This is a genomic window from Bradyrhizobium sp. PMVTL-01 (genome assembly GCF_051861855.1).
Taxonomy (GTDB): Bacteria; Pseudomonadota; Alphaproteobacteria; order Rhizobiales; family Xanthobacteraceae; genus Bradyrhizobium.
Map to the genome: position 1 here is coordinate 1,623,575 of NZ_CP193982.1, position 14,756 is coordinate 1,638,330.

A 14,756-nucleotide genomic window follows, 5' to 3' on the forward strand; every position below is an offset into this window, starting at 1 on the left:
CAGCAGCGCCTCAAATCCACCTATCGCACGACTTGAAACCGATCACTCGATATCAGGGGCAACCCGATGTTCAAACGACCATCAGTTCACTACGGGCACATGCCCGAGCCGATTACGCCGTATCAAAAGGCCGCACAGGTCTGGGACGAACGCATTGGATCAGCGCGCGTGCAAGCCAAGAACTGGCGCCTAATGGCGTTTGGCTGTTTGATGCTGTCGGCCGGTCTCGCTGGCAGCCTTGTCTGGCAATCGAGCCGGGGATCAATCACGCCGTGGGTGGTCGAGGTCGATCATCTCGGCAAGGCCCAAAGGGTCGCGCCGGCCAACATCGACTATCAACCGACAGATGCCCAGATCGCCTACCATCTGGCGCGCTTCATCGAGGATGTCAGAGGCCTGCCGGCCGACGGCATCGTTCTGCGCCAAAACTGGCTCCGGGCCTATGATTTTACGACCGATCGCGGCGCCGCTGCGCTCAACGACTACGCGCGCAACAATGATCCTTTTGCCAGACTTGGCAAGGCGCAAATCTCCGTCGACGTCTCGAGCGTCATTCGCGCGTCGTCGGAAAGCTTTCGGGTCGCGTGGACCCAGCGCATCTACGACAACGGCTCGTTGAGCTCGACTGAGCGCTGGACTGCAATCCTAACGATCGTGATCGAGACGCCGCGCGATGCCGAACGTCTGCGCAAGAATCCCCTTGGCGTCTATGTCCGCGCCATCAACTGGTCAAAGGAGTTGGGTCAGTGACCAAGACGCCGTCTGACGTTCATTCGAAATGTCCCATTCAGAAAAGCGGGCTCAATTCGGCTTGGCCCGAGTTCGCGAGCTCGAAGCGTGCACTTCTATCCGCTCTTCTACTTTGCTCGTCCGTACTCGGTGGGTGCGCGTCCTACATTCCGCCGGAAATCAGCTATGACGCTGAAGTTCCTCCGCTGCCGGCGACGCCCGTGGCTCTCGACGACAGATCGCGACCGCTTCACGTTCCGCCCCTCTGGAAGCCGGCTCTCGGCGGCAAGTCGGGAGGGAAGGAAGACGCTGAACCCGTGAGCCGGGTTGAGACCGCAAACAGCGCAGCCCGCGTCGAACCGCGCAAGCGGGGGTATTTCAACGCAGCGCAAATCTACGCCTACAGTCCTGGGGCGCTCTATCAGATTTACGCCGCACCGGGGCAGATCACGGATATCGCGCTCGAGGAGGGGGAGCAGTTGACGGGATCGGGGCCAATCGCGGCCGGAGATACCGTACGGTGGGTCGTGGGCGATACCGAGAGTGGAAGCGGCGACACGCGGCGCGTCCATATTCTGGTCAAGCCGACCCGAGCTTCGATCGAGACCAATCTCGTCGTCAATACCGACCGGCGCACTTACCTGATCGAGCTCCGCGCCCGCGAACGGCCATATATGCCGTCTGTTGCCTGGTACTATCCAGAAACTGCACGGGAACGATCGCGTTCGGTCGCTCTGAAGCCCATTCTTCCGGACCCGGCGCGGCGCATCTCCCGCTATGCCATCGAAGGGGACAGTCCTCCCTGGCGGCCGATTGCTGCATACGACGATGGGCGCAAGGTCTATATCGAATTCCCGCAAGGAATCGTGCAAGGTGAGATGCCTCCGCTCTTTGTCATCGGTCCGGATGGCAAAACCGAGCTCGTCAACTATCGCGCTTACACCAACGTATTGATCGTCGATCGGCTGTTTGCTGCCGCTGAACTCAGGCTAGGCGGTGAGCACCAGCAGAAGGTCAGGATTGTCAGGACTGACGGGAGGCCGTCGTCATGAACACCCGGAATGTAAACGATGGGGAGCAAGCAGTTCCCCCGGAGACACAAGGGGAGCAGTCAGAAAGTTTCCGCTTGAGAGCAGAGCATCCGCGCGTGACAAGATTGTCACGAAAGGTCTTGGCGGGCGGGAGCGCGTTTGCCCTGCTTGTCATCGGCGGAGCGGTGCTGTGGTCGCTGCAGAACAATCGCTCCCGAAATCAGGCGGCCGAAGAGCTTTACGGTACCGACCATCACAATGTTGCCGACGGAATTACGACGCTTCCGAAGGACTATGCTGGCGTTCCGCGCCAGCCAATACCGCAGCTTGGCCCGCCGCTCCCCGGAGATCTCGGTCGACCGATCCTCGCGGCCCAGGGCCAGCCGCCGACGATCGGCGCTGATCCGGACCAGCAGCGTCGAGAACAAGAGACCGAAGCTGCGCGTATCAGCCGTTTGTTCGCTTCGACCAATGGACGAGACGTGCGTCCGCCCGTCGCTGCGGCGGTTGGAAGTGACCGCGTCGTGCCACCGAACGCAACGAGCACTGGCGACGATGGATCTGCGGAGAACGGCCAGGACCGCAAGCTTGCCTTCGTGAACGCCTCTGTCGACCGTCGCACAGTAAGCCCTGACCGTGTCACCAGACCCGCTTCACCATACATCGTGCAGGCTGGGACGATGATTCCAGGGGCGCTCATCACTGGAATCCGATCGGATCTGCCAGGCCAAGTTACAGCGCAGGTAACCGAGAATGTTTTTGATACGCCGACCGGCCGCTTTCTTCTTGTGCCTCAAGGAGCGCGCCTGATTGGGATTTACGATAGCCTGGTCACTTTCGGCCAATCCCGTGTGCTGCTTGTCTGGACCCGGCTGATCATGCCGAATGGACGTTCAATCGTTCTGGAGCGGCAGCCGGGCGCTGACACGGCAGGATATTCAGGCCTCGAAGACCGGGTTGACAATCACTGGGGCGAACTCTTCAAGGCTGCGGCACTATCGACGTTTCTGGCGGTCGGGACAGAACTGGGGGCCGGTTCGGACTCCAACAGCAAAGACAGTGCCATCATCCAGGCATTACGACACGGCGCCTCCGACTCATTAAACCAAACTGGACAGCAGGTCGTTCGGCAGAGTCTCAACATTCAGCCTACTCTGATCGTGCGCCCCGGGTATCCGGTTCGCGTTCTCGTCAATCATGACCTTATACTTACGCCGTATAGAAGGTGACAACATGCCGAAACTCAAAATAGCAGAGCTTCCAGACGACAAGCCCGTCAAAGTGAGCACGGAGCTGCCTGCGGCCGTGCATCGTGATCTCATTGCATATGCAGAAGCGCTTACGCGTCAGGGTGGTCAAGTGGTCGATCCGACTAAACTCATCGCGCTAATGTTGGCGCGCTTTATGGCGACGGATCGAGGATTTTCTAAACTGAAACGTGAAGGCCACGTTGGTGCCACTGACGAAGGACAGTGACGCTTAAGCTTTCCCCGAAGCTGTTGGTCGACGCTAAATAGTTCCGTAATCAACCCAGGCGCTGCCGAATTGGCGCTAACAGCTGGACATCGTATCGGAAAGTGTGTCCCGCGTCTGCCCGGAACAACTCCGATTACTGGGTTCTCTCTGTTTTCAGACGCGAGACTGCTGGAGTCTAGGTGCGGCTATTCGTTACCTTCAGGCGCGTTACACTACTCCGGCCATTGACGTTGACAGGCACGTCACCCTCGATCGTGGCCCGACGTACGATGCGACGCTGATCCCCGTAGTCGTTGACCGCGTAATGCTGCGTTGCCCGGTTATCCCATATCGCAATATCGTCCTCTAACCAGTTCCAGCGCACGGTGTTTTCGGGTGCGGTGATGTGCGACTGGAACAGATCAAATAGCTTTTGTCCGTCGTATTTGGAGACCCCAACAAAGTGCTTTACCAAGGCGCCGAGCACTAGCGTCCGCTCGCCTGTTTCGGGATGGACGCGTACGACAGGATGCTCGGTCTCAAAAACTGTTCTGGTGAACACCTCCTCAAAGTGTTTTTTGTCGACATCGCGGACACGTGCGATCCCGGCGTAATCGAAAACATTGCTGTGAACGGCCCATAGGCCCTCGGCAAGCCGTTGTAGCGGCGGCGGCAGATCAAGATAAGCGGCAGCTGTGTTCGACCACACGGTGTCGCCTCCGAACGTTGGCATTACAACGGCCCGTAGGACCAAAATCTTGGGATAGGCAGCGGCGAAAGTCCCATCTGCATGCCAAACGTCGGCGCGACCGCCGCCCCGAGTGGAGTCCAACTCGAGGAGCGACGCCATCCCCTTGGTAGCACCGAGCATCGGATGTGGCACTAGCTTTCCGAGACGAGCGGCAAAGCGCTCCTGCTCGGCGTCATTGAGATGTCCTTGATTGCGGAAGAAGATCACCTTGTGCTCGAGCAATAAGCTGCTGATCGAGGCGATCGCGTGATCCGGTAGATCGCCTGATAGCTTGATATTTTTGACTTCGACACCGATCCGCGCTGCACGTTTCACAACATCTGTGCTCGGGATGAAGCCACCGATCAAAGCCATTGCGCTCATCTTGCTTTTCCAAGTCCTGGCCGTTCTTCCTTGCCTCTTGAAGCGAGTAATCTTCAGCAAGCATCGTGCCAAATCCCCGTCAATGCGCACTGAACGAATGGTGGTATTTGGTGCGAGCCATGAACTGAGCCGATGGTTGGGCATGCCAGGCGACGCTGGGAAAGCGATGCCGAAGGACTTTAGCTTACTATGCGCGCTGTACTGGATCTGACGCGAGATTGTGCCTCTGTCAGAATACGGACAAGTGTTTCTAAACAGTGCGGTAAGTCGGAGCTGACTGTTCCGTTGGTGAATTTCGCGAGGTAATCGATGGCCCGACCGCTGGAGCCTGGGAGAGCTGTAGATGCACATCAGGCTCTGTCGAGCGGCGCTGTTGGCGGGTCATGCACATTTGTGTTTCAGTCCTGAATCGGGATAAGAGCTGCAACTTCCTGGTCCCGTGCCAGTTTACTCGCCGCTAGGCCAGTGGCGACACCAATGCGATCTGGCGCGGGGCGGTTTTGGCTCATCTTGCGCTTGCCTTCGACTCTGGTGATCGGGATGCGCACGCCGACGATTTCACGCAACTGGGCGGCTATGAAATCCGCGGGCGCATCGCTGACCGCCCAGGGCGTCGCACGTGACGTCTCATGGATATTCGTCAGACGCGTCACGATCTCGAGCAGGCGATTGGGATCCTCGAAGAACTCAATCGGCCCATGGGCGTGGACCGCGATGTAATTCCATGTCGGCACCACATGTTCAGCTTGTCGCTTGCTAGGATACCAGGATGGCGTCACATAAGCGTCCGCGCCAGTAAAGATCGCCAGAGCTTCTCCAATCGGGGCCCTGCGCCAGTGCGGATTGCCCTTCGCCAGATGCCCGTACAGCGCGCCGTGTTCGCCTTCGCTCTCATTGAGGAAGAGAGGAAGAGGCGTCGCAAGTGGCCCATCTGATGTCGCCGTGATCAGGTTGACCAATCGGGCGCGGCGGATTGTGGCTCGAATGTTCTCGATGTCGTCGTCTCGAAAGTGGACTGGTATGTACATGAAGGCTCTCCGCTGGCAGCGTGGAGATAAACCTAAATCAGTATGCTAGAAAACTGCCAGTTTCAGTCGTTCCGCTAGAGGTTCTCCGCTTCCTCTCTTGGCGTGACGATTTTGGAGTTCTCTGGGACGCGGGTGATTTCGAACTGGCGATGGACGAAAGCAAGCTCATGAAACCCAAGTAAAGGCCCACACTCCTTAACTTAAGCCTCCCGCGAAACCTACGATTTCTTGAGGCGCGCCGATCTCGATCACAACCTACACTGCACGTCGATATATGGTTCCTCGTTCGATCGAGGCACTAGAACATTACGACAAGCATTTTCAGAAGACGCTCAGTTGGGGGCCTGACCAACGTGAGCGAAACCACAGGCAGATTGAAAGAGATCAAAACGATTTGCTCCGACCGAAGCCGCGCGCATAGCTGCGTGCGCTTCGACCATAATCCTACGGCTGGTCGAAGAACAGCGGAAGTCCTCAAGATCTTCGGCACGTTGCGCCGCAAGGTTTGGCTCGATAGCGTTGACGAACCCTCTTCCCGAAGCTCAGAGCTGCAGCACCGGACCCGACCTTTGCCGCCATCGAACGCCGCCGCCGCGACTCGGAGTGCGGTAGGTAGAACGGCAAGGCTTGGGAGTGTCGCTCGCCGGGTTCGCCGACAAGGACAAGCTATGGCTATACTTGGCATAGATGTGGTGAAAGCGAGCTTTGGTGAGTTTGGGAAGGCGCAGTTTGATTGCGACAATGATCGGACAGTCATTCTTTTCCCGAAGCACCCCCCCGGTTTCGAAGAGACATTTAGACAGATTCTCATAGGGGCTTGGCGCAACCGCAAGAAACACCTTCAGGTTTTGACATTTTGATATTCCTGATAGATGGGCGTTGGCTTCACGTGCGCTCCAATAATGCGGAAGTTGCGAAAGACATCCGTGCCTACGGTGAACAAGCCAAAAGCTCATCATTGCACCCTCGGGATAAGCCGCCTCATGCTTCGGTCGGGGGCAGGAGTACGTCCGGCACAACGGCTCGTTTTCGCTTCAGTTCTCGTTCGCAAACCAGCTCAACTGACCAAATCTGGTAGGTGCCTTGCGGGACTTTCGACGATAAAAGACAGAGCGCCCCGGGGCAGCCGCCCAAGGGTGCGAGGTGGCAGCGTTGCAGTACCGTGACGCTGGCGAGCGAAGTTAGTGGCGCACGTGATAGGGACAGCGCTTTTACCAAGGGCCTCTTCGACGAGCGCCGAGTCACATCGTCATTTAAACTTCGCTGGCAGCGCGGAGCCGGTAGGTACAGAGCCGCTTGAACAGCGCGGATGGCCGGCTCGCGCTGCCTCCCCTGAGCGTCGGCCACGATTTGTTCGCCGCGAACTTCATCGCGCAACTGCGCTCCATAACGGCAGGAGTCGCGAACAGCGCCAGGAGCTATATCGGCGTAACAATGGCTGCGGTGTAGCGAGGGCTCCTATGCTTGTACGCAAAGATGCTCTGCTTAGTGACGTTAAAAAGCGCCCTATAAGCATGCATGAAAGCTGAGAAGCTCACAGTGGACGGCATGAGCCACTAAGCCGCGGTCACGTTACCGGCGTGTTCGCTGGCGCTCGACGCTGAGACATTGGTTTATAACCGACGGCAACTAGGAACCCTGCTGAGGTGACGACGAGATCCGATGTCGCGACGCTATGGAGACAGCGTCGCGACAGTGTCACGCCTGCTCCGATTTTCGGCCGGGCCGCTCCTGAGGCGGACGAATTCCCGACGCGCCTGAAAAAAGTCGATTTCGTTCGTGGCTGAGCGGCCGCTGGGAAGCCAGGACCGAGTTTTGCGTGATGACACGATTTCCGGTTCCCTGAAACGAGTTCGCGAGTTTCTCTCATGGCTGAGGGTCGAATCATCGTCTCCCGCGAAGATCGCAAGCGAGTGCGATCTCGTCGGCTGCGACGCGAGCGAGATAGACGCGCCGCATACACGTGTTAGCTTTGACTATGGCATACAACGTATGGGTCGAAACCCGCGCGCGCGGAGGGTTCGGCTTCTGCCAATTCCTGAGACGCTTGGCCGAGTCGTCAAGATCAAGCCGAACGGTCGCGGCTACTATGGCTTCCTGCATGCCGATGGCGAGGCGCGCGCACCCTCCGCTTGATCGTCGAGCTGAAGTCATGTTGCCGTTCCTAACTCGGGCGGCTTCACGACGGCAGGACATCCCAACTCGCGCCATCTGCGTTGTGACGAAATGCTGCGACTAGCTAATGCTTTAGGATGCGCGCTTGGTCTTTTTTACTTACGGCAGCTGAAGCAGAGATATGGGGAGTTAGCGGCGCCCTTGTGCCGTCTGATCGTTCTGGAGGATTAAGCGGCGTTAACTGGCGGTCTTCGAGTTTGTCCAACAGTTTCTCGATTGGTGTGTATGACCACCAATGCTGGTAGGTCACTCGAGCCCTCACTCTCGCTAAAGTGCCCACTACCCTGAGGCGGGGGCCTCACGGGAAAGCCGGGTGGGTAGCCTTGTGATCCCCGAGGCTGACTACTGAGCCAGCGGCACGTGATAGGGACAGCGCCTTCCTTGCTCCAATGAGGGTGCCGAGTCACGTCGCCCCTGGCCGTCCGGCGAAGCGGATGCGGCAGAGATAGCGCATTTGTCGATCCTCCCCGGGTGGACATAGGCGCCGAGTCGCATCCGCGCTGCTTTCTGGTTGAGCTCCACGATTCGGGTCCAGTTTTTACGCCTTACCGGCTGATGCGCCTGATGGAGCTTGGTAACGCATTTGACGCAACGGACGCAATCGTCTTGGATACGAGAAACTTGCGTGGAGCGCGTCCCTAAGCGGCGCGATGGTTCGACCGCAACTGATGATCCGAATGGCCAGTCCTACCCGGTCCACGAGCCGGGGAGCCCGTTAGGTCAATCAGTCATAAATGTCCAGCGGATTGGCTGCGCGCCAATCCGGCGCGTAGCCCCAAGCGGCTGCCGCTGATCGCAAGCGCCGAATGGCTATCTCAGACGTAAACGCCGAAATTGCTCTCGACGGCAAGTGGTCACATGGGCCGCTTTCCCTTTTGTAAATTGCCGCGAAGGTCGTCAGCTTTCGGTAAGCCAGCCCTGATAAAGAATCGTTTGTTTAGCGGGGGCGTGGCAGGGACAGCGCATGAGCTGAAGGACCACCATGTGCCGAGTTACGCTTCCGTTAAGCTCATTACCGTTCGGATGCTGCACGCATAGTGCCTCATGATGCCGCCCAGGCCGTCAGACGCCGAGCCGCGTTCGCACAGCTTCCGACTCACGGGTTGGTTCTCATTCTGGCGATTTTGCTCGTCCTGCGAGCAATAAGCTCCTGATCAGTTTCCTGCCACCGATTAAAGGTGAGCTTGGGGCAGCTAGCTGGGCGGCAGTGACATTGCGCTGCCCCTGCGTATCCGTGGCGGGATAAGCGCCTAGTCAAGTTTTGCTAAGTGTCGGGCGCGTAGGAACAGCGTCTGCTCCAGCGCAAACAAACGACGTCGAGTCGCGCCCGCACTGCTTGCGATCAACATCGCCAACACTCTGGAATGGAAGGAGATTGCTAGCTGAATACCGTCCGCTCTTGCCTTGTTGCAAATTGTGTCCGCCATCCGTGGCGACGACCACGCCGACAGCGTCGCCGATTCTTCAACGAGGTACTCCTTCGCGGTCGCGATGGGGTGTTTGTATTACGCTCCGTCTAATTTTATTCCGCCAACATTCTTGCGTCTCTCATGTGCGTTTGGCTTGTAATTCTTGTTTATGCGAGGCGCGCGTGTCTGGCCACCTGTGTCTCCAATTCCGTTGACGGCAAAGACTCAGCTTAGAGAGTCGCCGACGAGGATGGGACCGACCGATTTTGGTAGGTGCCATGGGTACCTCTCGAAGGTACAACATTGTAGCCCTTGAGAATTTGAGCCTCATGGGAGCAAAGGTGGCCAGCCTCAGTCTTCGTGACCGGGGTGGCCACCAGCCTTGCGACGCCATGCATACAGCTCCAGGCCAACGAATGCATATATTCGAGCGGCATATCACGTCCCTGCGATCGCAAGCGATTGCGCTGCTTGCAGCCAATCAGGCCCGTGCCGCCGATCAGTCTCTGGGACTATCAGATCGCAAGGCCGCCACATTTAACTTCGAGGAAGTTCAGGCAATGCTAGCCATACTCGATTGCATGAATCCAAACATGCAGCCGAAGGAAGCACGGCAGATCGCTGCGCGCATACGCACGGTTCTAGAGGCGCCACATGGGGGGGATCCCGTTCGGGTAGCATGTTTTTGAGACCGTAAGGTGTGAGCTTCAGTAGGTGCCGTCCGATCTTGAACGAGGAAGCTGAACTTGTCGAAACGTTAGCCTACCCCTTGAGGATCGAATGGACACCCAGAAGAATGAGCCACTGACGCCGAAACGCCGTCGTGCCAAGCTTGATCGTAGGTGACCTGACGAAGGCTGCAGCGCGCTCCAGTTCAATTTTCAGCGAAGGCCATCGCCAAGTGATCAAGTGTTCCGCGAGGAAGGCGTGGATGGCATGAGATCGCTCCACAAGACCTCTTTCATTTAGCCAAATCTTGCCTGCCCCCTGCGCAGAAGTCGGAGTGTTGCGACGACAGCGCAACACAGGTAAACAGACCGCAGGCTGGGCCTAACTGAAGGTCACCGCCCCAAATTCGTTCGCGCCTGTACGGAAGACTTTCAGCAGTTGCATGATGCGCTTTCGCGCTGAGCAGCGGATGTCCGCCGTGGCCCGCAACCGCAGGAGTCCTATCGGCTTACCAAAGGCGTCGGGGAGGCTATTGCAAACTGGGCTCGGTCCAACTCAATTAATATAGAGCTCGACATGCAAACAATCACGAGCGTCGCTGAACTCGCCGCACTCTCACAAAATCCCGCAGTGCGATCCACGGGTCGGATCCGTGCCGACGATGGACTATCCCCACGATGTCTACCTGGCGCTGATCGCGGCAAGCTAGGCGAAATGCGATGTGAGCGTCGTCACAGGTCGAAACCTTTGTTGAACCTGGCGAACCTCGTGAGACCTCTGTGCGGAGCTTTGAGGCCCGGACATTTTCGCGTTGTCGCGACTGTCGGATGCAAGTTGTTCAACATGGTGCAGCCAGACGTCGTCTTTTGGCCAGAAGGAGTTTCGGCAATGCACAGTCGTGCGTCGCATGTGGTTGATCTCAATCTCCCTATCGAGATCGTCACCGTACCAAACGGTTCGCGAAGAGGATGGGCTCGCCATGAGTAGTCGCAACCGCTATCTCAGCAAGGGAGAACGTCAGCAGGGCCTATCCGCAGCGCTCGACGATTTTCGGTCGGGAGAGCGCAACGTAGAAAAGCTGATTGCGGCCGCAAAGGCGCATTTAGAGGGGTTGAAGACTGCAGTATCTTGAACTTGCCGACGGTGACACGCTCAAAGCGCCGACTCCCCGCGATGCGGCCGCCTACGTTGGCTCAACGCGGCTGATCGACAATGTAATCTTGGCGTTGCGAACTCGGTAGCGCAAGGCGTGGCCAAGCCGCGCGCGGCTTAGTCAGCTGACAGAAACGTTCAGGCACTGTTCCGAGAGGTGTATCGAGCTGGCAGCAGAGGGCGAGCTCCGAGAGGACTTTGTCCGGCGAGTAGCGAAGCGATAGCGCGTGCCAACGGAATATGTAGGGCCTTGAACTGTGTGGCCGGCAACTCGCAAGTCTTGCGACGGTGATCACCCGCCAATTCGACAAACCTTCGTATAGTGCTTTGCAGCCGATGCTATATCACCCACTTACCTTTGTAGAGTTGAGCACCGGTCAGATCGTTTGTACTTTCAATGTCGAACCTGGATCGTTCGGTGTGCGGGACAGTGCGAAGCCTGAACTAACGCCTTGCTAGAAGTCGTTGCGTTCCAATCAGCTATTGAACATCTTGATTCGAATCTTTGGCCGAGTGCACGCAAAAAGGGCAGGGACTTCGTAGCTGGGGCTCTAGCACAGTCGCCGCGTTGCTGATCATTGCCATAGTAAGTTGCTGGCAAATTTACATCCCACTCCTGAAATACGAGTCGACATGGCATTTACCGCGCTTTTCATCAAACGTCCGGTATTGTCAATCGTCGTCAGTTTCCTGATCTTGCTGATCGGCTTGCGCGCCGCCACCCTACTGCCGATCCGGCAATATCCAAAGCTATCCAATACGGTCATCAATATCACGACTGTCTATCCTGGCGCCTCTGCCGACACGCTCCAGGGCTTCATCACCACTCCCCTTGAGCAAGCAGTCGCGTCCGCCGAAGGCGTCGACTACATCAGTTCCTCGTCTGTGCTTGGTGTCTCGACAATCCAAGTCTACATCAAGCTGAATTTCGACCAAAACGAAGCGCTCACGGAGGTGCTCTCGAAGGTCAACTCAGTCAGATACCTGATCCCGAAGGAATCAAACGATCCAGTCGTCACGAAGTCGACCGGTCAGACCACTGCTGTTATGTATATCGCCTTCTCCAGCGAGGAGCTAGCCGCCAGCGCGATCACCGACTACCTCTCGCGGGTCGTGCAACCGGTTATCTCAACCGTCGACGGGGTTGCAGCGGCAGACATCCTGGGCTCCCAGAGTTTTGCAATGCGGCTGTGGCTCGATCCTGCGAAAATGGCTGGGCATGGCGTGTCGCCGGCCGAGGTTTCGGCTGCAATCGCCGCCAACAACTTCCAGGCCGCGGCTGGCCAGGCCAAGGGCTATTTCACTATCTCCGATGTCACGGCAAATACGGATCTGCGGAGTGTGGATGATTTCAAGCGGATGATCGTCAAAGCCAACGAGGGTGGCTTTGTGCGCATGGAAGACATTGCGGTAGTCGAGTTTGCCGCGCAGACGGCAGACACTAGCGTCGCGATGAACGGCGAGCACGCGGTCTTCATCGGCGTACAGGCGAGCCCGCAAGGCAATCCGCTAAACATAGTGCGAGGCGTTCGAGGGCTGTTTCCAGAAATGGAGCGTAACCTGCCCCCGTCGCTGAGGATGAAAGTGGCCTACGACTCCACCCAGTTCATTCAATCATCGATCGATGAAGTGGAGAAGACGCTCATTGAGGCTGTCGTGGTCGTGGTGATCGTGATCTTTCTGTTCCTGGCCTCACTGCGGTCGGTCATCATTCCTGTGGTCACTATTCCGTTGTCGCTCGTGGGTGTCTGCAGCATGATGCTCGCGCTGGGGTTTTCATTCAATCTCCTGACTCTCCTTGCGATGGTTCTCGCGATCGGTCTCGTGGTCGACGACGCGATCGTGGTGGTGGAGAACATTCATCGCCATTTAGAAGAAGGTGCGACGCCCCTAGTGGCTGCTACAAGGGGCGCGCGCGAGATCGTCGGTCCCGTTATCTCCATGACGATCACCTTGGCTGCGGTATATGCGCCGATCGGGTTTCTCGGCGGCCTCACCGGTGCGCTGTTCCGCGAATTCGCGTTTACGCTGGCGGGAGCTGTGATCGTGTCGGGCGTGATCGCGTTGACGCTGTCGCCCATGATGTGCTCGCTCTTCCTGAGGCGCGCCGAAGGGGGCCGATTTGCAAGGCTTGTGAACCGCGGATTCGGCGCCATAACACGATGGTACGGCCGCAAGCTCGACCGCTCGCTCGAATATCGCCCAATTACCGGCCTATTTGCGCTGACCATGTTAGGCCTTGTCGGTTTTCTCTACATGAATATTTCCAAGGAGCTCGCGCCTGAGGAGGATCAAGGTATCGTATTCGCGCTAACGAAGGCGCCAAAATACGCCAATATCGACTACCTCGACTATTACGGCGCCAAGCTTGAAAACGCGTTCAAGAAATTTCCAGAGAGTGACTTGAGCTTCGTGCTCAATGGCATCAGTGGCCAGCAGAGTGGCATGGCCGGCATGTTGCTCAAGCCGTGGGACGAGCGCAAGCGATCATCGATTGTATTAAAATCCCTCGTTCAAGCCGAGCTGTCCAAAATCGAAGGCATTAACGCGTTTGCCTTTAGCTTGCCTCCGCTTCCGGGCGGTTCGGGTGGCCTACCAGTGCAGATGGTGATTAATTCGACGGTTGGCTTCCAATCCGTTTACGAGCAGATGTCCAAGCTGAAGGATGTCGCGCGCAAGAGCGGTCTGTTCATGGTGAGCGACTCCGACCTCGAGTTCAACCAGCCGGTGGTACGAATCAAGGTTGATCGGTCCAAGGCCAACGAGCTCGGCATCACCATGCAGACTATCGGTAGCGCGCTCGCCACCTTACTTGGCGGGAACTACATCAATCACTTCAATTTGCAGGGTCGTTCCTACCAGGTGATCCCGCAGGTCCCACGTCAGGAACGCCTGGCGCCGCAAGCAATCGGGAGCTATTATGTGAAGACTGCGACGGGCTCAATGCTCCCGCTGTCTACGGTAGTCTCCATCGAGACTGCGACCGATCCGAACGCTCTCACCCACTACAATCAGCTCAACTGCGCGACCTTTCAGGCCGTGCCGATGCCTGGCGTCACGATCGGCCAGGCTGTAGACTTCCTGGAAGCCGAGGCAAAGAAACTGCCCGCAGGCTTCAGCCACGATTTTCTGGCCGACGCCCGCCAATACGTATACGAGGGTAACCAACTGGCGATTACCTTTGCATTTGCAATCATCATCATATTCTTGGTGCTTGCGGCGCAGTTTGAAAGTCTGCGCGATCCTTTCATCATCATGATCAGCGTACCGATGGCAATCGTGGGCGCCTTGACCCCGCCATTTTTTGGCTGGGCAACTATGAACATCTACACCCAGGTCGGACTGTTGACACTGGTGGGATTGATTTCCAAGCACGGCATCCTGATGGTTGGGTTCGCCAATGAGCTGCAGCTCAAGGAGAGACTTGACCGTCGCTCGGCTATAGAGATGGCGGCGCGCGTCCGACTGCGTCCAATCTTGATGACTACGGCGGCAATGGTCACGGGCTTCATACCCTTGTTGACTGCAACGGGAGCTGGCGCCGCGAGCCGCTTCTCGATTGGGCTCGTGCTCGTCGCTGGCATGACTGTCGGCACGCTGTTCACGCTTTTCGTGCTGCCGGCGGTCTATGTCGTGTTCGCGTCGGACCACCGCGCCGATGCGAGCTCCGGCCGCGCGAAGAACGCCGCCGAGTTCGGCCTCCCCGGCGCTGCTGATTCCCAGCTGGCCAAGCAATGACGATAAATGCAATCTAGGTTCGCTCAGTGGCAAGCGAGGGCGCCTGCGATCGCTTCACGCTCCGTTACGCATTGAGATCTTCACGCCCGTGGTGCCGAGCTTGGCGGCTATCGGGGGCTCGGAAGAACACATCGGTGATCCCCGGCTGCTCCGCTAAGGTGAATTTCACCGTACATTTCAAGGCAGCGGAATGCCCAAGCTCGACATCGCCGGGGGAGAAGGGAATTGATCCTCGCTGACAAAAGGTGCGTTGCTA

The 14,756-nt window shown here is 57.6% G+C and carries 9 protein-coding genes; 7 read left to right on the plus strand and 2 right to left on the minus strand.

Annotation, left to right across the window (positions count from 1 at the left end):
• Positions 1 to 66: 66 nt before the first annotated feature.
• From trbF to ACRQ5Q_RS07640, 4 genes are read left to right on the plus strand one after another with little or no spacing between them, the layout of a single operon-like run.
• Entirely contained in the window at positions 67 to 750 is a 684-nt protein-coding gene (trbF, locus tag ACRQ5Q_RS07625) for a conjugal transfer protein TrbF (protein WP_439396802.1), read from the plus strand.
• On the plus strand, positions 747 to 1,781 hold the full coding sequence (gene trbG / locus ACRQ5Q_RS07630; protein WP_439396804.1) for a P-type conjugative transfer protein TrbG: 1,035 nt from the start codon (positions 747 to 749) through the stop codon (positions 1,779 to 1,781). The genes trbF and trbG overlap by 4 nt, the downstream gene beginning before the upstream one ends.
• Positions 1,778 to 2,989 carry a TrbI/VirB10 family protein gene (locus tag ACRQ5Q_RS07635; protein ID WP_439396806.1) on the plus strand — a complete coding sequence of 404 codons (1,212 nt, stop codon included), beginning with the start codon at positions 1,778 to 1,780 and terminating at the stop codon, positions 2,987 to 2,989. Before trbG ends, ACRQ5Q_RS07635 begins: the two co-directional genes overlap by 4 nt.
• Before the next feature lie 4 nt (positions 2,990 to 2,993).
• A complete protein-coding gene (locus ACRQ5Q_RS07640) occupies positions 2,994 to 3,236 on the plus strand; it encodes a DUF2274 domain-containing protein (protein ID WP_439396807.1) in 243 nt (80 codons plus the stop codon).
• Between the two features lie 175 nt (positions 3,237 to 3,411).
• Here ACRQ5Q_RS07640 and ACRQ5Q_RS07645 read toward each other — a convergent pair whose 3' ends face one another.
• A complete protein-coding gene (locus ACRQ5Q_RS07645; protein WP_439396809.1) occupies positions 3,412 to 4,329 on the minus strand; it encodes a TauD/TfdA dioxygenase family protein in 918 nt (305 codons plus the stop codon).
• Positions 4,330 to 4,727: 398 nt separating this feature from the next.
• A complete protein-coding gene (locus ACRQ5Q_RS07650) occupies positions 4,728 to 5,357 on the minus strand; it encodes an FMN-binding negative transcriptional regulator (protein ID WP_439396811.1) in 630 nt (209 codons plus the stop codon).
• Positions 5,358 to 10,324: 4,967 nt separating this feature from the next.
• On the opposite strand from ACRQ5Q_RS07650, the gene ACRQ5Q_RS07655 reads away from it, so the two are divergent.
• From ACRQ5Q_RS07655 to ACRQ5Q_RS07665, 3 genes are all read left to right on the plus strand, one after another.
• Complete coding sequence (locus tag ACRQ5Q_RS07655) at positions 10,325 to 10,597, plus strand: pantoate--beta-alanine ligase (RefSeq protein ID WP_439399708.1); 273 nt, start codon at positions 10,325 to 10,327, stop codon at positions 10,595 to 10,597.
• The gene (locus ACRQ5Q_RS07660; protein ID WP_439396813.1) at positions 10,518 to 10,742 is read left to right on the plus strand and encodes a pantoate--beta-alanine ligase; all 225 of its coding nucleotides are present in this window, start codon (positions 10,518 to 10,520) and stop codon (positions 10,740 to 10,742) included. Before ACRQ5Q_RS07655 ends, ACRQ5Q_RS07660 begins: the two co-directional genes overlap by 80 nt.
• A 653-nt stretch (positions 10,743 to 11,395) precedes the next feature.
• Entirely contained in the window at positions 11,396 to 14,500 is a 3,105-nt protein-coding gene (locus ACRQ5Q_RS07665) for an efflux RND transporter permease subunit (RefSeq protein WP_439396815.1), read from the plus strand.
• The last annotated feature ends 256 nt before the right edge of the window (positions 14,501 to 14,756 follow it).